Below are 22,293 nucleotides of genomic sequence, written 5' to 3' on the forward strand. Positions count from 1 at the left end.
CCATTCAAATCCGGCGTGACACATTCAACTTCATCAATGCCCGTCAATCGCTGCGCGAGTGAACTCAGGCCAACGGTCGTCATGACGCTATCCTTGTTATTGTGCGGGCCGCGAACGGCGACCGTACAAAATAGGCTCCGCGTGTTCGGAATTTCAAGCAGCGTCGATAAATATGCTACCTGTCAGGGCAGGTACAGGCGGAACACACCACCACCCAACGGTCCGCCATTGCTGATTTCGGTACGCCCGCCGACGCCGTTGCGTTGATGCAACGCGGCAATACGCCCGGCAAAGTACAGGCCCAACCCGGTGCTGCCGGTGGTTTGATTGATGCCCTGCACGTAATCGGCCTGACGCTCGATCATCTGCGCCGGATACCCCTGGCCATCGTCATTGATGGTCAACACCAACTGCCCGGCTTCGTCGCTGACGCTGATCAGAACGGCATGCCGTGCAAAGCGGATCGCGTTGTTGATGCAGTTGGCCAATACCGACGCGATCAACTCACGGTCGAAGAAACCCAGCGGGCTCAACGGGTCCACTTCAAAGGTAGCCATGATGCCGCGGCTGGCGAACACTTCCTGATGGCAAGCCAGTTGCGCTTCGATGAAGTCGTCCAGTTCATGGTAGGCCGGCTGCAACGGCAACCGGTTGACGCCAAGCTTATACAGCCCCAGCAACTGCACCAGCATGCCGTTGAGGTGGGCGAACTCGAAGTCGATCACGCCCTGCTCCGGCGTCTGTTGCGCCGACGCCGGCAACCGCGCCAGCCACTGGCTGTGGGCCTGCATCAGCATGGCCAGCGAGTTCTTCATGTCGTGCACGGTAGAAGCGATTACCGTGGAGAAATCCAGTGCCTGCTCATTGTCATTCATTGGCCAAACGCCTTGCTTTTAAGCTTCTGATAACGCGGATAGCGCGCGTCGGAGTCGGGCATCAGGCCGACCATTTTCAGGCAGGTCCGGCATTCTTCCAGCTCGGCCGAAGGAGCGCTGGTATCGGTGCCGTGCAACAACGACTGCGCCAGGTTCAGGGCAATACTGATGTTCTTCGGTTGCATCGCCAGGGCTTTGCGGAACACCTGCCGGGCCTCCACCAGATTGCCGGTCTTGTACACGCGCACACCTTGACGGTTGAGTTCCGCGGCGGCGTTGCCGGAATTGAGGATGTTCGGGTCGTCGGTCTGCTTGGCGATGTCCTTCATGACCGCCGGATCGTCGCCGTAGATTTCCACGCAGTTTTTCAGCATCGCGGTGCCGGCTTCGGTCTGCCCGAGCATTTTCAGCTGCTTGGCCACCAGCAACGCCGCTTCGGCGCTCATGAATTGCTCCATGCCATCGAGGCGCAACAGCGCCTGCTCGGTGAGCTTGTCAGCCGTTTCCGCATCATTGATCAGCATGCTGGTGGCCTTCATCAAGCGCGCACGAATTTGCAGGCCAGGGTCGCCAGGGTTGTCCTTGGCCACTGCGCTCAGCGTGGTATTGATTTCCAGTCGGGTGCGGGTGTCCAGCCCCCTGTCGCTGCCCTTGCTGATCAAGGCATGAGCCAGGCCGAGGTTGCTTTCAGGATCCTTGAAACGCGACTGCGCGCCTTGGGCTACAGCCTGACGATAGGCTTTGGAGGCGGTGTCAAAGTCCTCGTTGGTCATCGCCAGCTTGCCGAGCATCGCTTGCCGGCGCACCGCCAGCGGCGACAAGCGAATCGCCTCTTCCAGAACGCGCTGCGCACCCTTGGTGTCGCCTTCGGCGACCAGCACGTCAGCCATGCCGTCATACAGCGACGGCATCATCGGGAAGACTTTCAGGGCTTTCTCGTAAATGCCTTTGGCCTGCCCGACCTGGCCGCGTTTGAACAGCAACTTGCCCAACCCGGCAAACGCCCATGGCAAAGGACGGTCGGCAATGATGCCGTCGTACAGCCGCTCCAACGCTTCGTTCTGATTGAGGTCGCGCAGGGCATCGGCACGATAGCGCAGGCACAGGGGCGAATAGCGGATGTCTTGCTTGCACAGGGCGATGCAGGCGTTGAGCACCTCCATCGGTTTGCCCCGGTCGAGGGCCTGCAGGATCGGCTTGAGCAGGGTCTTGCGCTGCTCCAGGCGCTCCAGGCGCTGGGCCAGGCTGGAACGGTTGAACGGCTTGGTCAGGTAGGCATCGGGCTCATGCTCCAGCGCACTGAGCACCATGGCCTGGCTGGTTTCGGCGGTGACCATGACGAACACCGCTTCATGGCTGATCAGCTTTTCTTCCATCAGGTCTTCGAGCACCTGCTGGCCGTTCTTCTTGCCGTCGCCCAGATGAAAGTCCTGCAGGATGAAATCGTAGGCCTTCTGCGAACACATTTTCAGCGCCTGTTCGCCGGTATCGGCAGTGTCCACTTCCTTGACGCCCAGTTCGCGCAGCATCGACCTGACCGAACTGCGGAAGTCCGAGAAATCATCGACGATCAAAAAACGCTTTTGGTGATACGACAGCATCGAAGATTTCCAGGCAATTGTTAGAAGAAGAACCCAAAGGCAAATACACGGACGGACTCAGCTTCGCAGCCCCTGTTTTGGCGCGCAGATGATAACTGGTGGCACTAGGCTATCAAACACCTTCTCATAGAGATGAGCCCGCCCAAGCCAACCGCAAAAGACCAAGTGGCCCCTGACTGTCCGGGTTATCGGCCAACAATGGCGTTACCTTGAGAACCTTCCCCAACGCTTACCCTGAATAAGTAGAGGCGTTACTGAAAACGAGATATCGCGCACAAAAAAGCCCCGCCGGATGCAAATTTCCGACGGGGCTTTTCCGGACAGCAAAGTGCTGATGAATGATGGTGTCCCAGGGCAGGTTCGAACTGCCAACCTTCCCCTTAGGAGGGGGATGCTCTATCCAATTGAGCTACTGAGACACAAGTCGGCCGCGAAGAAACGCGACGCGATGGACGGCGTGCATGTTAACGGCCGGGCCTGCTTTTGTCATGTCGTCCGTAGGCTTTTTAAGTGTAGGCAGACGCCTCGGCCGGGCGCGGACTTGTTTACCGTGCAAATTGCATCACCTCAAAAAGCCATCATTGCAAAATGCAAGATCGAGCTTTCGCGTAAATATGTTAATTCATTGTTTTTAAAGAATTTAATTGCCGATAGACTCTGGCATGCGAGCTGCTTCTGCTGTTCTCCACAGAACAACGGAGGCCCGCCTCATGAACAGTGCCCTTTTACTCTCGAATGCAATCGCCCTGACGGTTTTGTTGGGTTTTCATTTTATCCCCGAGAGTGGTGCTACGCAGGTTGCCCAGCGGATGCCACATTACCTCCAACTGCAAAAAGCGCCGCAGTTGGCCGTGATGAGCGACCAGCACGGCTTTGTCAGCCAGGAGGTCAGCCAGGAAAACATCCCACTGCCGACTCCACCTGCCGAACGTTTGGTTTTTTGAATGACCCCCACCAGGAGCACAGCATGTCCAAATCAGCCGCGAGTTTCTTCATCCTCGCCTTGTCGAGTGGCATTTTTCATCTGTCATTGACCCAGGACATGGTCGTCACCCTCCCCCTGATCGCCTGTGGTGTATTCACTGCTTTGTTCGTGCTCGCATTGATTGCCGGGCGCAAGATCAAGTTTGATCCGGTGCTGCGTTAATCTTGGCTTGGCAGACCCGGTGCGAGGGCCTGCCATCCATCCCCAATTCAGCCCCTCTATACGACTCCCCCTAGTAAATCGGCCATTTGCCACTATTCTGTAGAGGTAAGGAACAGTGATCGAGTGCGCTGTTTCCTGCCCGCCGGACACCTTTCGTCGGGCGGAGAAAGCGCTAAGCGATACGGCCCGGTCGAACTTTTCAAACCAGTCCGCATTTCTGATAATTGGTGCTGGCATAACGCCTTTATCCAGTTCAATATTTGTCACAGAATTGACGCCAAGGATCTGGCTGGTTTGAGGCATGATGCGCGCCTCTATCAATTCAGGTTGAACATTTGGTCAGAGCGCTTGTCCTACCAGACATCCTGCGGCCAATCCCGAAAACCGCTCCCCTGAACTAACCGGTTAAATATATGCGCCCATTGAAACAGGCAATTTATTCCAGCCGTACGGCTGACAAGTTCGTCGTACGTCTGCCAGACGGAATGCGTGAACGCATTGCCGAGGTGGCTCGCAATCATCATCGCAGCATGAACTCCGAAATCATTGCGCGCCTTGAGCAGAGTCTTATTCAGGAAGGCGCACTGGGAGAAGAGTTGAGCATGCGCCTGGACAGCCCGGAGCTTTCCTTGCATGAGCGCGAGCTGCTGCAACGCTTCCGCCAACTCTCCCATCGACAGCAGAACGCCCTTGTTTCGCTGATCGCTCATGATGCTGAAATGGCCGCCGACGCGTCCTGATTCAGCCTGAAAGCTCAAGCCAGCCTGATCGCTGGCTTTTTTTTGGGCTTTTACTGGACGCAGCCTCCTGCAGGAGCTGGCTAGCCAGCGATGGTCGCCAACGATAATGCGTGCGAACCGGATAAACGCGGCGCACCTGGGTCCATCGCCGGCAAGCCGGCTCCTACAGTTCCCCAGCGCTCAAACGCAGTCACTTGTAGGAGCTGGCTTGCCAGCGATGGTCGTTAACGATAACGCGTGTGACCTGGATAAACGCGGCGCACCTGGGTCCATCGCCGGCAAGCCGGCTCCTACGGGGATTGCGTTATCGGTGCTTCCCGGGGTTGCCCGAAATCCGGGCACAAAAAACCCGCCAATTGGCGGGTTTTCAATGAGCAGGACTTCAGAGCAGGAAGATTGTCGCAAGCCCGAGGAAGATGAAAAAGCCGCCGCTGTCGGTCATGGCGGTAATCATCACACTCGCACCCATTGCCGGATCGCGCCCCATCTTCGCCAGGGTCATCGGGATCAAGACCCCCATCAACGCCGCCAGTAGCAGGTTGAGCGTCATCGCTGCGGTCATCACCACGCCCAATGACCAACTGCCATAAAGCAGGTAGGCAACCACACCAATCACCCCGCCCCAGATCACACCGTTGATCAGCGCGACCGCCAACTCCTTGCGCATCAGGCGCGAGGTGTTGCCGGTGCTCACCTGGTCCAGCGCCATGGCGCGAACAATCATGGTGATGGTCTGGTTACCCGAGTTGCCACCAATGCCCGCCACGATCGGCATCAACGCCGCCAGCGCCACGAGCTTCTCGATCGAACCCTCAAACAGACCGATGACCCGGGAGGCCACGAACGCGGTAATCAGGTTGATCGCCAGCCAGGCCCAACGGTTACGCAGGGATTTCCAGACCGAGGCAAAAATGTCTTCTTCTTCACGCAGACCCGCCATGTTGAGAACTTCGCTTTCGCTCTCTTCACGGATCAGGTCGACCATTTCATCGATGGTCAGACGGCCGATCAGCTTGCCGTTCTTGTCGACCACGGGCGCGGAGATCAAGTCGTAACGCTCGAACGCCTGGGCGGCATCGTAGGCGTCTTCGTCCGGATGAAAGCTCACCGGGTCGCTGGCCATCACCTCGGACACCTGTTTGTCCGGGTCGTTGACCAGCAAGCGCTTGATCGGCAACACACCCTTGAGGACGCCGTCGTAATCGACCACGAACAGCTTGTCGGTGTGGCCCGGCAACTCCTTGAGACGGCGCAGATAACGCAAGACCACTTCAAGGCTGACATCCTCGCGGATGGTCACCATCTCGAAGTCCATCAGCGCACCGACCTGCTCCTCGTCATAGGACAGAGCCGAACGCACGCGCTCGCGTTGTTGCTGGTCGAGGGTCTCCATGAGCTCATGAACGACGTCTCGCGGCAGCTCGGAGGCCAGGTCAGCGAGTTCGTCGGCATCCATGTCCTTGGCGGCAGCCAGGAGCTCGTGATCGTCCATGTCGGCGATCAGCGACTCACGAACCGAATCGGATACTTCAAGGAGGATGTCGCCGTCGCGATCGGCCTTGACCAGTTGCCAGAGCGTCAGACGATCATCCAGCGGCAAGGCTTCAAGGATGTAGGCAACGTCGGCGGAGTGCAGGTCATCGAGCTTGCGTTGCAACTCGACGAGATTCTGCCGGTGGACCAGGTTCTCGACCCGGTCATGATGCGGGCCTTCCTGGCGGTGAGTCAGGTCTTCTACTACTCGCTGGCGCTGCAGCAATTCAACCACCTGAGCCAGGCGATCCTGCAAGCTTTCCTGCGTTTTCTTTACTTCGATTTCAGACATAGGCGAACTCCACTCCCAGCAGCGGGGCACGCCGGAAGGATCAATCAGTCAATTCATGATTGGTAAAACGGGGTACTGAGTAACTACTGGGTAAGTCCATGGAGGTATTCCACAAGCCCCGGCGGGGCTGACGGGCGCAATGATACACCGCCTGACGGTTTTAAACGTTAAAAAATCTCGGCTGAAACAAGCGCTTGCACAACAAACTTGAGCATCGTCCTGATCCGTGAAAATGCGACGACGCATCCAGAAAAGAAAACACACCTCCTTTTCGAAAATTGTAGCCGCTACCCTTGATAAGGAACGTCATGGAGGACGCCTGATGCCATCAGTTGCACGATTCTTTTTGCTTTTCACCCTGCTCAACCCCCTGCCCCCGGCGCTCGCTACCACTGTTCAGCGCTGCGAGGCGGCCAATGGGCGCACTACCTTCACCACACTGGGTTGTGCCGCGGGAGAGAATGTTTCACTTCAGGACGCCCGCGCCTTTACGCCAGGCAGCACGAGGGCGCTTATGCCGCCAGCCGAACCCCGCGAAACATCAGGAATGAAAATCCAAAGGAAAGAGCCGACCGTGGTCGGTCAGGTGCAGGACAAGTGTGGAAACCTGATCAGTGCCAGGCAGCGCCGAGAGGCGATCATCAATCGACGAGTAATCGCCGGCATGAGCCAGCAAGACGTCGAAAGCGCGCTCGGCAAGCCGGACAAGATCAGTATTCGCAATTCAGCCACGAGCTACCGTTACGACACCCTGCGAGGCCGCAGCGCTCAGGTGGAGTTCGACGAGAGGGGATGCACGAAAGGAAAAGCCAAATCCCAGACGGCAAAAAGCCCGCATTAAATGCGGGCTTTTTGTTTGTATGGTGCACTCGACAGGATTCGAACCTGTGACCGCTCGGTTCGTAGCCGAGTACTCTATCCAGCTGAGCTACGAGTGCAATTTGTGTTTTTATACCAGATCACAACTGGTTGAAGCCAAGTTACTTACATCGCTGTAACTAACTCTTAAATGGTGCACTCGACAGGATTCGAACCTGTGACCGCTCGGTTCGTAGCCGAGTACTCTATCCAGCTGAGCTACGAGTGCATTTGTTGCCGCGCATTATAGGCCGTCTAATCTCTATGTCAAACACTTTTTCTAGTAATTTCAACAACTTACCGAAGAAGCCAGATTACAACGTACTACGCAAATAATGGCGGAGAACGGGGGATTCGAACCCCCGACACCCTTTTGAGGTGTACTCCCTTAGCAGGGGAGCGCCTTCGGCCACTCGGCCAGCTCTCCGCAACACGGGGCGTATATTAACCAGCTTCTTCCCCGTTTGCAAACATAAAAAACGATAAAAATTAATGGCTTGGTTCTTCGTCCTTCTCTTTCTTGATACGCAGGTAAATTTCTTCCCGGTGAACAGCCACCTCTTTGGGGGCATTAACACCGATGCGCACTTGATTTCCTTTGACGCCGAGCACGGTCACGGTGATTTCGCCATCACCGATAATCAGGCTTTCTGCGCACCGACGAGTCAGAATCAGCATACCTTTCTCCTCACGCATTTCATTTCAGGGACAACCGTCTGCAAAAAAAAGGCACTCGACCTACAACCAAAACGGTCGAAGTCCTACATGCCTGAGTATTGACTAGCGCGAGCAAAAGAACAGCCAACGGGTCGCGCCTTTCAAAAAACAAAGGGCGCGGTCAGACCGCGCCCTTTGGCAAACGCATCACTCGCCCTGGCGGGCCGGTGCATCCAGTTCGAAAGCCGTATGCAGGGCGCGCACAGCCAGTTCCAGGTACTTCTCTTCGATCACTACGGAGACTTTGATTTCCGAGGTCGAGATCATCTGGATGTTAATGCTTTCCTTAGCCAGGGATTCGAACATGCGGCTGGCCACGCCTGCGTGAGAGCGCATGCCAACGCCAACGATCGACACCTTGGCGATCTTGGTGTCGCCCACGACCTCACGGGCACCCAGCTCACCAGCGGTCTTTTCCAGCACGGCTTGCGCCGCCTGGTAGTCGTTGCGGTGCACGGTGAAGGTGAAGTCGGTGGTGTTATCGTGCGCGACGTTTTGCACGATCATGTCGACTTCGATGTTCGCGGCACTGATCGGGCCGAGAATCTTGAAGGCAACGCCCGGGATGTCTGGCACGCCACGGATGGTCAGCTTGGCTTCATCGCGGTTGAAAGCGATACCGGAAATGATCGGCTGTTCCATGGTTTCCTCTTCATCAATAGTAATGAGGGTGCCCGGACCCTCCTTGAAGCTGTGCAGTACGCGCAGCGGAACGTTGTACTTGCCGGCGAACTCGACCGCGCGGATCTGCAACACCTTGGAACCGAGGCTGGCCATTTCCAGCATCTCTTCAAAGGTGATCTTGTCCAGGCGCTGGGCCACGGACACCACACGCGGGTCGGTGGTGTAGACGCCGTCGACGTCGGTGTAGATCTGGCATTCGTCAGCCTTCAGGGCTGCCGCCAGCGCCACGCCGGTGGTGTCGGAACCGCCACGACCGAGGGTGGTGATGTTGCCGTGCTCGTCGACGCCCTGGAAACCGGCGACAACCACCACACGACCTGCCTTCAGATCACCACGAATCTTCTGGTCATCAATCTGCAAGATACGCGCTTTATTGTGCGCGCTATCCGTCAGAATCCGCACCTGGTTGCCGGTGTACGACACCGCTGGCACGCCACGCTTGATCAGCGCCATGGCCAACAGGGCAATCGTCACCTGCTCACCGGTGGAAACGATCACGTCCAGCTCGCGCGGAACCGGTTGGCCGTCACCACTGATTTGCTTGGCCAGATCGATCAGACGGTTGGTTTCGCCGCTCATTGCAGACAGCACAACCACCAGGTCATCGCCGGCATCGCGGAATTTCTTAACCTTGTCGGCGACCTGCTCGATTCTCTCGACAGTGCCGACCGAGGTGCCTCCAAATTTCTGTACGATCAAAGCCATTTCAAAGCCGCCTCTGCCCATGAAGGGCGCCCAAATAATCACTCAAACAGCGTTGCGGCCCGCCACTAGACTACGAGCCGCAAGAAACTGCCTTATAGACCCTGCTCTACAAACGGAACGGTCAGGGCCAGTGCCGCATCCAGTGCGCCAGCGTCGGTACCGCCGCCTTGCGCCATGTCTGGACGACCACCACCCTTCCCGCCCACTGCCGCAGCGGCTTGCTTCATCAAATCACCGGCTTTGAGTTGGCCAGTCAGGTCTTTGGTTACGCCTGCAACCAGAACGACCTTTTCCTCATGGACACTGCCGAGCAGGATCACTGCGCGGCCGAGTTTGTTTTTCAGTTGATCGACCAGCGCCAGCAGCGCCTTGCCATCCTGACCGTCCAGACGCACGGCCAGCACTTTCACGCCCTTGACGTCCAGCGCCTGGGCCGACAGATCGTCGCCCGCGGCACTGGCAGCCTTGGCTTGCAACTGCTCGAGTTGCTTCTCCAGCAGACGGTTGCGCTCCAGCACAGCCGACAGCTTGTCGATCAGGTTGTCGCGGCTGCCCTTGACCAGGTTGGCCGCTTCCTTGAGTTGTTCTTCCGCCGCGTTCAAGTAGGCCAGCGCTTGCGCACCGGTGACTGCCTCAATACGACGCACACCCGAAGCCACACCGCCTTCACTGATGATTTTCAGCAGGCCGATGTCGCCGGTACGGTTGGCGTGGATACCGCCGCACAGCTCGACGGAGAAATCGCCGCCCATGCTCAGTACGCGCACGTTGTCGCCGTACTTCTCGCCGAACAGCGCCATGGCGCCTTTTTGCTTGGCGGTTTCGATGTCGGTTTCTTCGGTTTCAACAGCGGAGTTCTTGCGAATCTCGGCGTTGACGATGTCTTCCAGCGCCTTGATCTGCTCAGGCTTGATCGCTTCGAAGTGGCTGAAGTCGAAGCGCAGGCGCTGGCTGTCGACCAACGAGCCTTTCTGTTGAACGTGATCGCCCAGCACTTTACGCAATGCTGCGTGCAGCAAGTGGGTGGCCGAGTGGTTCAGCGAAGTGGCGTGACGCACGTCGGCCTCGACGTGGGTCTCCACCGGTGCGCCAATGATCAGGCTGCCGGAGGCCAGCACGCCGTGGTGCAGGAACGCGCCGCCGGTCTTGGTGGTGTCACGCACGTCGAAACGCGAAGCGCCAGCCTGCAGGTAACCGCAGTCACCGACCTGGCCACCGGATTCGGCGTAGAACGGCGTCTTGTCGAGAACGATCACGCCCTCGTCGCCTTCGCTCAATACGTCGACCGACTGGCCGTTCTTGTACAGGGCAACGATTTTTGCCGAGCCACTGGTATCGGTGTAGCCGGTGAATTCGGTGGCCACATCAACCTTTACCAAGGTGTTGTAGTCCAGACCGAACGAGCTGGCCGAACGCGCACGAACACGCTGGGCTTCCATCTCACGCTCGAAGCCGACTTCGTCGATGGTCAGCTCGCGCTCACGGGCGATGTCGGCGGTCAGGTCCATCGGGAAACCATAGGTGTCATACAGTTTGAACACCACGTCGCCCGGCACCACGGTGCCTTTGAGTTCAGCCAGGTCCTGTTCGAGAATCTTCAGGCCGTGCTCCAAAGTCTTGGAGAACTGCTCTTCTTCGGCCTTGAGTACGCGCTCGATGTTGCTCTGCTGCTTCTTCAGTTCCGGGAAGGCTTCGCCCATCTCGGCGACCAGCGCGGCAACGATCTTGTAGAAGAAGCTGCCGGTGGCGCCCAGCTTGTTACCGTGACGGCAAGCACGACGAATGATCCGGCGCAGCACGTAGCCACGGCCTTCATTGGACGGCAGGACACCGTCGGCAATCAGGAAACCGCACGAACGGATATGGTCGGAAACAACTTTCAGCGAAGACTGATCGCCATTTTCACAGCCGATCGCCTCGGCCGACGCGCTCAGCAGGTTCTTGAACAGGTCGATTTCGTAGTTGGAATTGACGTGCTGCATCACCGCACTGATCCGCTCCAGGCCCATGCCGGTGTCGACCGACGGCGCTGGCAACGGATGCAACACGCCATCGGCGGTGCGGTTGAACTGCATGAAGACGTTGTTCCAGATCTCGATGTAGCGGTCGCCGTCTTCTTCAGGCGAACCCGGCGGGCCACCCCAGATGTGGTCGCCGTGATCGTAGAAAATCTCGGTGCATGGGCCGCACGGGCCAGTATCGCCCATGGTCCAGAAGTTGTCGGAAGCGTATGGCGCGCCCTTGTTGTCGCCGATGCGGATCATGCGCTCGACCGGCACGCCGATTTCTTTGGTCCAGATGTCATACGCTTCATCGTCCGAGGCGTAGACGGTGACCCAGAGTTTTTCCTTCGGCAGTTTCAGGACACCGGTCAGGAAGGTCCAGGCGAAGGTAATTGCGTCGTGCTTGAAATAGTCACCGAAGCTGAAGTTACCGAGCATTTCGAAGAAGGTGTGGTGACGAGCGGTATAACCGACGTTTTCCAGGTCACTGTTCTTGCCGCCGGCACGTACGCATTTCTGGCTGCTGGTGGCGCGGGTGTACGCGCGCTTTTCCTGGCCCAGGAAGCAGTCCTTGAACTGGTTCATCCCCGCGTTAGTGAACAGCAGGGTTGGGTCGTTGCCCGGAATCAAAGAGCTGGAGGCTACACGGGTGTGGCCTTGCTCTTCGAAGAAGCGAAGGAAGGCTTCACGGATTTCTGCGCTTTTCATTAGGTTCTTCCACGGAGGCTGCGGCCAAAGGCCTGTTCGAAACGTCAACAGACGAAGCGACGGCAAAGGGCCGCATTATATCGGCCCTGCGCGCGGGGTACAGCGTGTTTATACGATAGAAACGGTCAATTGGAGCGCTAACGCTATCACTTGCGCGAAAAGTCGACGAATGTCGCGACGACTTGCCCGATTTGCGCACGGCTGACGTCCATGTGCGTGACCATGCGCAGACGAGCGGCGGCACTGAGCCTGATCCCGCGCTCGGCGGCAAACGCCTTGAGCGCCTCGGCCTGGTCGCCCATCTGCACATATACCATATTGGTCTGCACCGGCTCGACCTCGAAACCAGCCGCACGCAGGCCTTCGGCCAGCAACTGCGCATTGGCATGGTCATCGGCCAGGCGCTGGACGTTGTTATCCAGCGCATACAGGCCCGCCGCCGCGAGGATACCGGCCTGACGCATGCCGCCACCGACCATCTTGCGCAGGCGTCGAGCCTTGCCGATCAACTCGACCGAGCCGCACAGCACCGAACCGACCGGTGCGCCCAGGCCTTTGGACAGGCACACCGAGACCGAATCGAAATACTGGGTGATTTCCCGGGCATCGACACCCAGCTTCACCGCCGCGTTGTACAAACGTGCGCCGTCCAGGTGCAACTGCAAACCCTGTTCGCGGGTAAAACTGCGCGCCCGGGCCAGGTATTCCAGCGGCAGGACCTTGCCCTGCATGGTGTTCTCCAGCGCCAGCAGTCGGGTGCGGGCGAAATGGAAGTCGTCCGGTTTGATCGCTGCGGCGACGTGGGCCAGGTCCAGCGAACCGTCAGCCTGCACTTCCAGCGGCTGCGGCTGGATCGAACCGAGCACCGCCGCGCCACCGCCTTCGTATTTATACGTGTGGGCCTGCTGGCCGACGATGTACTCGTCACCGCGCTCGCAATGGGCCATCAACCCCAGCAGATTGCTCATGGTCCCGGTCGGCACGAACAGCGCCGCGGCAAAACCCAGGCGCTTGGCCAGTTCGGCTTCCAGGTGATTGACCGTCGGGTCTTCGCCATACACGTCGTCGCCAGTGGCTGCTTTGGCCATCGCGTCGAGCATGCCGGCGGATGGTTGGGTGACGGTGTCGCTGCGAAGATCGATAACGCTCATGAATCTGGCCTCGGTAAGCAGGGGAAATCCCTTTCAGGAAGGAATTACTGCGGGCATGACGGTGAATATTCAACCCTTGGACCAGGATAATGCCCGCTAATACAGCGAAATACTCGATGACAATCATCCAAAAGGGGCCATGCGCACACCGCAAATATGTGATAAAAACGCTGCGCCGCCAAACATTCCGGCGGCAAAAACGTTCTCAGGGCGGGGTGCAACTCCCCACCGGCGGTAATTGCGCGCAATGCGCATAGCCCGCGAGCGCTTGGTGACAGCACGGCTTCGGCGGTGCCTGACGGCAAGGTCAGCAGACCCGGTGTGATCCCGGGGCCGACGGTCATAGTCCGGATGAAGAGAGAACGGGATTGGCACCAAAGGGCCGTCCGCCAGCATTCGTGTGAGCGTGCGCACCCTCAGATCCCCTTCGATTCATAACGCCCTGTTTTTTACACAAACAGGAGTCAGAACATGCAACCCACCGCAATCGACAGCAAAAGCAAAAACCATCACGGCGAGCGCGTTGCGTTCATCCAGGCCTGCTGGCACAAGGACATTGTCGATCAGAGCCGTAAAGGCTTTGTCGCCGAAATGATTGCCCAGGGTTATCAGGAGTCCGACATCGATTTCTTCGAAGTCGGCGGCGCCTTTGAAATGCCCCTGCACGCCAAACTGCTGGCCAAGACCGGTCGTTATGCCGGCATCGTCGCGGCCGCCCTGGTGGTGGATGGCGGGATCTACCGTCATGAGTTCGTCGCCCAGTCGGTGGTCAGCGGCCTGATGCAGGTACAGCTGGAAACTGAAGTGCCGGTGTTCTCGGTGTCCCTGACCCCGCACCACTTCCATGCCGGCGAAGAACTGCATCACAAGTTCTTCTTCGATCACTTCGTGCACAAAGGCCAGGAAGCGGCAAAGACCTGTGCCGATACGCTGCACAAGATTCGTACGTTGCGCCGCACTGAGCCACGCGCGGTGGCCGTCTAAACACTAAGTGAGGTCTATGGCCTCACTCAAAACCAAATGTGGGAGCGGGCTTGCTCGCGAAAGCGGTGTAACAGTCACATCAATGCTGGATGTGCCACCGTCTTCGCGAGCAAGCCCGCTCCCACATTGGTTCTATGCTGGTGTCAGGCCAGGTTTTCGTCGGTGGTCGGTACGACCAGAATGCCGGCACGCAAGCCGTTCTTCACCTTGGGATTCGGGAAGATGATCCGGGCGCCCTCCTCCTCGATGATCCAGCGGGTATTGGCGATGTCTTCCGCCAGCAGGTAACCCACTTCCAGCTCGGAGAAATTCTCGATGTCCGCCGGCAGGTTCAGGCGGAAACTGTCGCTGTGCTTGATGATTTCCCGTGCCACGCTGTACAGCTGCAACCCGTCCAGTGCATCTTCCGTCAGTTCCGGTTCAGTGCCTTCGATGATCTGCTTGAGGCGCGCCTCCAGCAGCGAGACATTGACCCCGGCGTTCTGCCCGAACGGCCGCGCCTTGCCCAATTCCAGCGTAAAGGCCTCGGCACCGAGCTTGTCGTAGGTGTAGGAGCTGAACACGATGGACGGCTTGTTCTGCAGCAACACCGCTTCCATGCCGGCGGCGCGCAGACGCGCCAGTTCCTGACGCGAATGCTGGCGGCCTTCTTTCCACGGATACAAGGCGAACTGCTCGATTTTCGAGCCACGAATTGCCGTGTGCAGGTCGTAGTGCAACCGCTGACGGTCCGGCAGGCTGAAGAAGCTGGCGGCCAGACGCTCCAGTTCACAGGCGCGCAGGGCTTCGCAACCGCTGCTTTGTTCGTGACGGCCATTGAACAGCCGATTGACGTCCTGCTCGATAAAACGCTCGCCCTTGCGAATCGCTTCAGGATTGCCAAACAGGAACAGAATACGTGCGCGCGGCTTCAAGTCGCCGCGGGCGATGTCGTGCAACAGGCGATCGAGCAATTCGATCGGCGCTGTTTCATTGCCATGGATCCCCGCCGACAGCAGCAGGTCCAGGCCATTGTCACGCGCTTCAGGTGGCCGGACTTCCAGCGCACCTTCGCTCAACCAGCGCATGCGCACGCCTTCGACAGTCAGTTGAGTCTTCTCCGCCGGTTCGCGGCCGGCGAGGGTCAGTTCAAGCAGTTTGCCGAGGGCGAGCATAGAGCGGTTTCCTTAGTGATCGTGGTTGCAATCCGGGCCGTGAACGTGTTCCTCGTCGGTGAGGTCGGCAGGTTCCATCTCCAGTTGCAGACTTACCAGATTAGTCGCCAATGGGCGCAGCAGCAGGTTGGCGTATTCGGCATCGCCTTCTTCGACGTCCACGCCGATCAGCAACTGACCACGGCCGTCCTGCTGGATCCACAGCTCTTTGCCTTGCCACATGACCGCGACACGGGTACAGGAAGTCTCCAGTTGCGTGCCGTCGGTGTCTTCAAGGATCAGCTGCAGGGTATCGCTCATGTCTTTACGCTCTCGTTTGAGATGAAGCGACGCGCTGCCATGCAAGGCAGCGCGCCGTCGATCAATTGATCTGGAATGGATAAACCGCGCCCAGTTTAAGGATTTGCGTCAGTTCATCCAGTGCCGTCCGGCACTCAAGCAGCAATTGCGGGTCCGCCAGATCGTTTTCGGTCATGCGGTCGCGGTAGTGCTTCTCGACCCATTCGGTCAGAGTGCCGTACAACGGTGCCGTCATGATAACCCCTGGGTTGACGGCCGCCAGTTCGGTTTCGTTGAGTGCGACGCGCAACCGCAGGCAAGCCGGGCCACCGCCGTTCTGCATGCTCTGCTTGAGATCGAAGACTTTCACTTCGCGGATCAGCCCGCCGGAGCTGGTCAAACCCTGCAGGTATTGCCAGACACGCTCGTTGCCACGGCATTCTTCCGGCACGATCAACAGCATGGAGCCGTCAGGACGCGACAGCAGTTGGCTATTGAACAGGTAGGAACGAACGGCGTCTTCCACGCTTACCGCGGAACGCGGTACGCAGACCGACTGAAATTTCCCACCGGCTTTGGCGAGTTTGCCCTGCAACTCGGCCAGCATCTTTTCGGTCTCGAGGAACGCGTCCTCGTGATAGAACAGCACTTCGCCGTTACCGACGGCGATCACGTCGTTGTGGAACACGCCCTGATCGATCACCGACGGGTTCTGCTGGGCGTAGACCACGCCGTCATCGCTCAAGCCGTGCAAACGGGCAACGGCCTGGGACGCTTCAAGGGTCTGGCGCGCAGGGTACTTCTGTGGTGCCGGGTAGCGGGTGTCGAACGCGCTGCGGCCGAACACGAAGAACTCGACGCCGGCTTCGCCATACTCACGGCAGAAACGCGTGTGGTTGGCCGCGCCTTCGTCACCGAACTGCGCCACGGCCGGCAAGGCGGCGTGGTGGGCGAAGTGTTGCTGGTCAGCGAACATCGCCCCCAGCACGCGGCTGGTAGTCGGGTGTTCGATGCTGCGGTGATATTTGCAGTTGAGGTTGGCGGCGGTGAAATGCACGCGACCGTCAGCCGTGTCAGCGCTCGGGCTGACGGTAGCGGCGTTGGCCACCCACATGCTCGAGGCCGAGCAACTGGCCACCAGCAGCGGCATCGCGTCTTTGGCAGCGCGCTCGATCACTTGCGCGTCGGTACCGCCAAAGCCCAGGCGACGCAGTGCGGCCACATCCGGGCGCTCTTGCGGTGCCAGCACGCCTTGCTGGAAACCCATTTCCATCAGCGCTTTCATCTTCGCCAGGCCTTGCAGCGCAGCTTCCTTGGGGTTGGAAGACTGCTGGCTGTTGCTCTGGGACGCGACGTTGCCGTAGGACAGGCCGCCGTAGTTATGGGTCGGCCCCACTAGACCGTCAAAATTGACTTCATAGGATTTCATCAGCGAGGCTCCACGAATCTGTTTTTTATAGGCATCAGTAACAAAGGATTGGCGGCCGCTTCGCGACCGATCGCTGGCAAGCCAGCTCCTACAGGTTCAGCAGTGTTCACATATTTTGTGTTCGACGCTGTCCTTGTGGGAGCGGGCTTGCCCGCGAATGGGCGTTACGCCATCTTCACGCCAGGCGTCAGGGCCGCAGGCATCACCAGGCTCGGCGTTTCCAGCGAAGCCACCGGGTACGCGCAGTAATCCGCCGCGTAGTAAGCGCTGGCGCGGTGGTTGCCCGAGGCGCCGACGCCGCCGAATGGCGCGCTGCTTGCCGCACCGGTCAGCTGCTTGTTCCAGTTGACGATGCCGGCCCGGCTTTCCAGCCAGAATTGCTGGTAACGCGCTTCGGAGTCCGATAGCAGACCTGCGGCCAGACCGTAGGCGGTGTCGTTGGCTTCAGCGATCGCCGCTGCAAAATCAGCGTAGCGGATCACTTGCAGCAACGGGCCGAACAGCTCTTCGTCTGGACGATCGGCAACGGCGCTCACGTCCAGGATGCCCGGGGTCAGCAAGGCCGATTGAGCCTGAGGCTGAGTCATTTCCAGCAGCGCCACGGCGCCGTTGGCCAGCAGTTGTTCTTGCGCATCCATCAACGCTTTCGCAGCGCCAAGGGAAACCACCGAGCCCATGAACGGCGCCGGTTGTTGATCGAAAGCACCGACTTCGATAGTCGCGGTGACCGCCACCAGGCGCGCCAGCAACGAATCGCCCCAGGCACCCTGCGGCACCAGCAAGCGGCGGGCACAGGTGCAGCGCTGGCCGGCGGAGATGAAGGCCGACTGAATGATGGTGTACACCGCGGCATCGAGATCGGCGACCTGATCGACCACCAGCGGGTTGTTACCGCCCATCTCCAGCGCGAGGATCTTGTCCGGACGACCGGCGAACTGCTGGTGCAGATGATTGCCAGTGCGGCTGGAACCGGTGAAGAACAGCCCGTCGATACCCGGGTTCGCCGCCAGGGCGATGCCGGTTTCGCGAGCGCCTTGCAGCAGGTTCAACACGCCCGCTGGCAGACCGGCTTCGATCCAGCACTTGACCGTCAGTTCGGCGACTTTCGGCGTCAGCTCGCTCGGTTTGAACAGCACGCTGTTACCCGCCAGCAGGGCCGGTACGATGTGGCCGTTCGGCAGGTGACCCGGGAAATTGTAAGGACCGAACACAGCAACCACGCCATGGGGTTTGTGACGCAATACGGCGGTGGCATCGCCCAGCGGGCCGCTCTTCTCGCCGGTACGTTCGCGGTAGCTCTGCACCGAGATGGCGATCTTGTTGACCATGCTGGTGACTTCGGTCGCCGCTTCCCACAGGGGTTTGCCGGTTTCTTCGCCGATGGTATGAGCCAGTTCGTCCGCATGATTCTTCAACGCGGCGGCAAAGGCTTCCAGCACCGAGATACGCTCTTCCAGGGTACGCCGCGCCCAGTCCGGGAACGCCTGACGTGCCGCTTGTACGGCCGACTCGACCTGAGCGGTGGTGGCGCCAGCGCCGGACCACAGCACTTGCTGGGTCACCGGGTTCAGCGACTCGAAGACTTCGCCCTGCCCGGCCAGCCATTCACCTGCGATGTAAAGCGACTTCATTATTTCGACTCCCGAGCTGCGGACAACGCCACGGCGCGCACTTGATCGCCAGCGTTGAGTTGAAGACGTTTGGCGGTCTGCGGATCGACCACCAGGGTGCCGGCGGCCAGACGTGCTGGTGCAGCAGTGATGCGGCAGTCTTCGCGCTTGCGGTTGTGGATGATGAATGGCGTGGCGTCGTCACCCGGAGTGCCGACGGCCAGCACCAGTGCCTGGCTGTCACGCACGGCGCGGATCTTGCCGGTTTCGCACTCGATCGCAGGACCTGCGTCGAAAATGTCGACGTAGCCCTGGTAGCTGAACCCTTCGCTCTTGAGCATGGCCAGTGCCGGCTCGGTGTCCGGGTGCACCTGGCCGATGACGTTGCGCGCATCCGGCGACAGGAAGCAGGTGTACAGCGGGAATTTCGGCATCAGTTCGGCGATGAACGCCTTGTTGCCCACACCGGTCAGGTAGTCGGCCTGGCTGAACTCCATCTTGAAGAAGTGCCGGCCCAGGCTTTCCCAGAACGGCGAGCGCCCGGCTTCGTCGGAAACGCCGCGCATTTCGGCAATGATCTTGTTACCGAACAACTGCGGGAATTCGGCGATGAACAGCATCCGCGCCTTGGACAGCATGCGGCCATTGAGGCCACTGCGATAATCGGCATGCAGGAACAGCGAGCACAGCTCGGAGTTGCCGGTCAGGTCGTTGGCCAGGAACAGCGTCGGGATTTCGCGATAGATGTTCAGCTCTTGCGAAGCGCTGACCGTCAGGCCGACCCGGAAGTTGTACCAGGGCTCACGCAGGCCGACGGCGCCGGCAATGGCGGAAATGCCCACCACGCGAGCGTCGTCATCTTCGAGCACGAACAGGTAGTCCGCATCGCCCCGCCCGGCTTCGCCGCGAAAGGTCTTCTCGGCCCAGCCGACCCGATGGGCCAGACGCTCTTCGTTGGCCGGCAAGGTAGTCAGGCCGGTGCCGGTGCTGCGGGCCAGGTCGATCAGAGCGGGTAAATCGCTGCTGCGTACGGGACGAACGATCATGCTATCTCCTCAAACGGGCCGCTTGCGCCACCCGTGAAACTTCGCTGCTTTCTAGGCATCAATTGCGACGTTAAACCGCCACCAGGCGCACGCTGGCACCCTCGCCGACGCCCAGGGCTTCGGCCGCTTCCAGGTCCAGGGTCACTGGTTTACCCGGTGCGTAATCGAGCTCGAGCATCACTGCGCGGTAATCCTGCAACTGGGCATTGGCCACCAGATACTGGCGACCGACACCTTTGACCGGCTCGCCGATCTTCACCGGCACCACACGGCTCTGGGCGATCGAACGGATCCCCGAGACGCGGGCATGCAGGGTCGGGCCGCCGTCGAAGATGTCGATGTAGTGATCGGTCTCGAAGCCTTCGCGCATCAGGATGTCGAAGGTGATCTGCGCCCGCGGGTGCACCTGGCCCATCGCTTCTTGCGCGGAGTCCGGCAGCAGGGGCACGTAGATCGGGTAATGCGGCATCAGTTCGGCGAGAAACGTCCGGCTCTTCAGGCCGCACAGACGCTCTGCTTCGGCGTAGTTGAGGTCGAAGAAGTTGCGACCGATGGCATCCCAGAATGGCGAGTCGCCGTTTTCATCGCTGTAACCGACGATCTCGGTCACCACGGAATCGGCAAAACGCTCCGGATGGCTGGCCACGAACAGCAAACGGCCACGGGAATTGAGTTCCGACCACGGCGAACCCACCAGGTCGCGCTGCACGTAGAAACTGGTCAGCAAGCTGTTGCCGGTCAGGTCGTGGCACTGCGAGAGCACGTGGATCTTGTTGTGAATCTTCAGCTCGCGCGAAGCGTGCACGAAGGTTTCGTTGCGAAAGCTGTAGAACGGTTCGGAGTAACCGGCCGACGCCACGATGGCCGAGCAACCGACCAGCTTGCCGGTGGTACTGTCCTCGAGGACGAAAAAGTAACTTTCCTCACCGTTGAAGCTCACTTCGGCGGCGAACGAGGCTTCGCTTGCCGCGATCTTGTCGCTCAGGCGCTCAACGTCATCCGGCAAGGAAGTGACACCAATCGGACTGTCCGCAGCCAGACGCTGTACCTCGCCCAGATCAGCCATTTGCGCGGGGCGCATCACCAGCATGGTGTCACTCCTTTCTCGTAAAACTCTTATAGGAAAAAACACCGGGTTCACCCTGAAACACCCCTTGTAGGAGCCGGCTTGCTGGCGATGGCGGCAGGTTGATCGCCGCAAGGCTTTCGGGCCTCATCGCCAGCAAGCCGGCTCCTACAGGTGTGGTGAGTCAGAGCGGATCCGGCATACAAAATTGGGTTCGACACCCGAAAAACTCGGGCGTCGAAGGGACTATCAAGCTTGCGTCAGTTTTGCTGCGGCACGTTCGAAGCGGTCCAGACCGGCATCGATATCGGCGTCTTCCACCACCAGGCTCGGGGCGAAACGCACCACGTCCGGGCCGGCTTGCAGGACCATCAGGCCTTCTTGCTCAGCGGCGTTGAAGATGTCCTTGGCCTTGCCTTTCCAGGCATCGCTCAACACACAACCGATCAACAGGCCCATGCCACGAACCTTGGTGAACAGGCCGTACTTCTCGCCGATCTGCTCAAGGCGCGCCTTGAACTTGTCGTGCTTGGCGTTGACGCCGGCCAGCACCTCAGGGGTGTTGATCACGTCGATCACGGCTTCCGCGACAGCACACGCCAGCGGGTTGCCGCCGTAAGTGGTGCCGTGGGTGCCGACGACCAGGTGCTTGGCCAGGTCTTCGGTGGTCAGCATCGCCGCGATCGGGAAACCACCGCCCAGGCTCTTGGCACTGGTCAGGATGTCCGGAGTCACGCCGTAATGCTGGTAGGCGAACAGGTGGCCGGTACGGCCCATGCCGGTTTGCACTTCGTCGAAGATCAGCAGCGCGTTGTGCGCGGTGCAGAGCTCGCGGGCACCTTGCAGGTATTCCAGCTCAGCCGGGATCACACCGCTTTCGCCCTGGATCGGTTCCAGCACCACGGCGCAAGTCTTGTCGGAAATGGCGGCTTTCAGCGCGGCCAGATCGTTGTACGGCACGTGGGTGATGCCGGTGATTTTCGGACCGAAGCCGTCGGAGTACTTCGACTGGCCACCGACGTTCACGGTGAACAGGGTACGGCCGTGGAAGCTGTTGAGCGCGGCGATGATCTCGTACTTCTCGCTGCCGAAACGGTCGAAACCGACACGACGGGCCAGCTTGAAGGCGGCCTCGTTGGCTTCGGCGCCGGAGTTGCAGAAGAAGGCGCGGTCGGCAAAGGTGGCGTCGACCAGCTTGTGCGCCAGGCGCAGGGCCGGCTCATTGGTGAACACGTTGGACACGTGCCACAGCTTGTTCGCCTGCTCGGTCAAGGCACCCACCAGCGCCGGATGTGCGTGGCCCAATACGTTAACGGCAATCCCGCCGGCGAAGTCGATCAGCTCGCGACCGGACTGGTCCCAAACGCGGGAGCCAGCGCCACGCACAGGAATGAATGCGGCAGGCGCATAGTTGGGAACCATTACCTGATCGAAATCGGCGCGTTGTACCGCAGCGTGCTCAACGGACATCGGAGTCTCCTGAAGAGAAAACACTCGCCTGAAACTGGCGAGCTTGGTGAGGATTGTAAGGACAGTTTTCAGCCCGGCCTTGCCGCCAAGCGACAACTTCTTATAGCGCAAACCCCGGATTTTCCCGGGTTTACGGCAATGCGACATATAGGGTCGCAAAGGCGCAGTTTAACTGGCGGCTGGCGTTTGCGGCAGGTCGCTGTGCTGTAACCGATGCCGATTCAATGAATGCGGTAGATAT

At 59.4% G+C, this 22,293-nt stretch carries 19 protein-coding genes, 4 tRNA genes and 1 riboswitch; of the genes, 5 read left to right on the top strand and 18 right to left on the bottom strand.

Annotation, left to right across the window (positions count from 1 at the left end; translation table 11 throughout):
- Window positions 1–182: 182 nt before the first annotated feature.
- From QMK54_RS24110 to QMK54_RS24120, 3 genes are all read right to left on the bottom strand, one after another.
- On the bottom strand, window positions 183–875 hold the full coding sequence (locus QMK54_RS24110; RefSeq protein WP_223594305.1) for a sensor histidine kinase: 693 nt from the start codon (window positions 873–875) through the stop codon (window positions 183–185).
- Window positions 872–2,476, bottom strand: coding sequence for a tetratricopeptide repeat-containing response regulator (locus tag QMK54_RS24115; protein ID WP_223594303.1), 1,605 nt, complete (start codon window positions 2,474–2,476; stop codon window positions 872–874). The genes QMK54_RS24110 and QMK54_RS24115 overlap by 4 nt, the downstream gene beginning before the upstream one ends.
- 342 nt (window positions 2,477–2,818) lie before the next feature.
- Window positions 2,819–2,895, bottom strand: a tRNA-Arg gene (locus tag QMK54_RS24120).
- 291 nt (window positions 2,896–3,186) lie between these two features.
- On the opposite strand from QMK54_RS24120, the gene QMK54_RS24125 reads away from it, so the two are divergent.
- The 3 genes from QMK54_RS24125 to QMK54_RS24135 all read left to right on the top strand — a co-directional run bounded on the left by QMK54_RS24125 (window position 3,187) and on the right by QMK54_RS24135 (window position 4,363).
- Window positions 3,187–3,420, top strand: a complete 234-nt coding sequence (locus tag QMK54_RS24125; RefSeq protein ID WP_110662655.1) for a hypothetical protein — start codon at window positions 3,187–3,189, stop codon at window positions 3,418–3,420.
- A 23-nt stretch (window positions 3,421–3,443) separates the two neighbouring features.
- Window positions 3,444–3,623: a PA3371 family protein gene (locus QMK54_RS24130; RefSeq protein WP_110662656.1), complete on the top strand. Its 180-nt coding sequence runs from the start codon at window positions 3,444–3,446 to the stop codon at window positions 3,621–3,623.
- A 413-nt stretch (window positions 3,624–4,036) separates the two neighbouring features.
- Window positions 4,037–4,363, top strand: a complete 327-nt coding sequence (locus QMK54_RS24135; RefSeq protein WP_003178899.1) for an Arc family DNA-binding protein — start codon at window positions 4,037–4,039, stop codon at window positions 4,361–4,363.
- A gap of 382 nt (window positions 4,364–4,745) precedes the next feature.
- On the opposite strand, the gene mgtE is transcribed toward QMK54_RS24135, so the two are convergent.
- The gene (gene mgtE / locus QMK54_RS24140) at window positions 4,746–6,188 is read right to left on the bottom strand and encodes a magnesium transporter (RefSeq protein ID WP_110660499.1); all 1,443 of its coding nucleotides are present in this window, start codon (window positions 6,186–6,188) and stop codon (window positions 4,746–4,748) included.
- Between the two features lie 322 nt (window positions 6,189–6,510).
- Between mgtE and QMK54_RS24145 the strand changes: the two genes are divergently transcribed.
- Entirely contained in the window at window positions 6,511–7,029 is a 519-nt protein-coding gene (locus tag QMK54_RS24145; RefSeq protein ID WP_110660498.1) for a cell envelope protein SmpA, read from the top strand.
- Window positions 7,030–7,049: 20 nt separating this feature from the next.
- Here QMK54_RS24145 and QMK54_RS24150 read toward each other — a convergent pair.
- The 7 genes from QMK54_RS24150 to ltaE form a co-directional block, all read right to left on the bottom strand.
- Window positions 7,050–7,126 (bottom strand) — tRNA-Arg (locus QMK54_RS24150).
- 72 nt (window positions 7,127–7,198) lie between these two features.
- Window positions 7,199–7,275: transfer RNA gene (locus tag QMK54_RS24155), tRNA-Arg, on the bottom strand.
- Window positions 7,276–7,382: 107 nt separating this feature from the next.
- Window positions 7,383–7,473 (bottom strand) — tRNA-Ser (locus QMK54_RS24160).
- 62 nt (window positions 7,474–7,535) lie between these two features.
- The gene (gene csrA, locus QMK54_RS24165) at window positions 7,536–7,724 is read right to left on the bottom strand and encodes a carbon storage regulator CsrA (protein WP_002554426.1); all 189 of its coding nucleotides are present in this window, start codon (window positions 7,722–7,724) and stop codon (window positions 7,536–7,538) included.
- A gap of 186 nt (window positions 7,725–7,910) precedes the next feature.
- Window positions 7,911–9,152 carry an aspartate kinase gene (locus QMK54_RS24170; RefSeq protein ID WP_007971040.1) on the bottom strand — a complete coding sequence of 414 codons (1,242 nt, stop codon included), beginning with the start codon at window positions 9,150–9,152 and terminating at the stop codon, window positions 7,911–7,913.
- A 92-nt stretch (window positions 9,153–9,244) separates the two neighbouring features.
- A complete protein-coding gene (gene alaS, locus QMK54_RS24175; protein WP_223594300.1) occupies window positions 9,245–11,863 on the bottom strand; it encodes an alanine--tRNA ligase in 2,619 nt (872 codons plus the stop codon).
- Window positions 11,864–12,009: 146 nt separating this feature from the next.
- Entirely contained in the window at window positions 12,010–13,014 is a 1,005-nt protein-coding gene (gene ltaE, locus QMK54_RS24180; RefSeq protein WP_223594298.1) for a low-specificity L-threonine aldolase, read from the bottom strand.
- Between the two features lie 197 nt (window positions 13,015–13,211).
- Window positions 13,212–13,382, top strand: a riboswitch (FMN riboswitch).
- A 103-nt stretch (window positions 13,383–13,485) separates the two neighbouring features.
- Here ltaE and QMK54_RS24185 point away from each other — a divergent pair.
- A complete protein-coding gene (locus QMK54_RS24185) occupies window positions 13,486–13,998 on the top strand; it encodes a 6,7-dimethyl-8-ribityllumazine synthase (RefSeq protein WP_110660495.1) in 513 nt (170 codons plus the stop codon).
- Window positions 13,999–14,141: 143 nt separating this feature from the next.
- Here QMK54_RS24185 and astE read toward each other — a convergent pair whose 3' ends face one another.
- From astE to QMK54_RS24220, 7 genes are all read right to left on the bottom strand, one after another.
- Window positions 14,142–15,152: a succinylglutamate desuccinylase gene (gene astE, locus QMK54_RS24190; RefSeq protein WP_110662227.1), complete on the bottom strand. Its 1,011-nt coding sequence runs from the start codon at window positions 15,150–15,152 to the stop codon at window positions 14,142–14,144.
- A gap of 12 nt (window positions 15,153–15,164) precedes the next feature.
- On the bottom strand, window positions 15,165–15,452 hold the full coding sequence (locus QMK54_RS24195) for a topoisomerase II (protein ID WP_108215213.1): 288 nt from the start codon (window positions 15,450–15,452) through the stop codon (window positions 15,165–15,167).
- Between the two features lie 61 nt (window positions 15,453–15,513).
- The gene (astB, locus tag QMK54_RS24200; RefSeq protein ID WP_110662226.1) at window positions 15,514–16,860 is read right to left on the bottom strand and encodes an N-succinylarginine dihydrolase; all 1,347 of its coding nucleotides are present in this window, start codon (window positions 16,858–16,860) and stop codon (window positions 15,514–15,516) included.
- A gap of 164 nt (window positions 16,861–17,024) precedes the next feature.
- Window positions 17,025–18,494, bottom strand: a complete 1,470-nt coding sequence (astD, locus tag QMK54_RS24205; RefSeq protein ID WP_320402943.1) for a succinylglutamate-semialdehyde dehydrogenase — start codon at window positions 18,492–18,494, stop codon at window positions 17,025–17,027.
- On the bottom strand, window positions 18,491–19,516 hold the full coding sequence (astA, locus tag QMK54_RS24210) for an arginine N-succinyltransferase (RefSeq protein WP_110658819.1): 1,026 nt from the start codon (window positions 19,514–19,516) through the stop codon (window positions 18,491–18,493). The genes astD and astA overlap by 4 nt, the downstream gene beginning before the upstream one ends.
- 70 nt (window positions 19,517–19,586) lie before the next feature.
- Entirely contained in the window at window positions 19,587–20,606 is a 1,020-nt protein-coding gene (gene aruF, locus QMK54_RS24215) for an arginine/ornithine succinyltransferase subunit alpha (protein WP_110658821.1), read from the bottom strand.
- A gap of 225 nt (window positions 20,607–20,831) precedes the next feature.
- On the bottom strand, window positions 20,832–22,052 hold the full coding sequence (locus QMK54_RS24220; protein ID WP_110658823.1) for an aspartate aminotransferase family protein: 1,221 nt from the start codon (window positions 22,050–22,052) through the stop codon (window positions 20,832–20,834).
- Window positions 22,053–22,293: the final 241 nt, after the last annotated feature.

The organism is Pseudomonas sp. P5_109, assembly GCF_034009455.1.
Taxonomy (GTDB): domain Bacteria; phylum Pseudomonadota; class Gammaproteobacteria; order Pseudomonadales; family Pseudomonadaceae; genus Aquipseudomonas.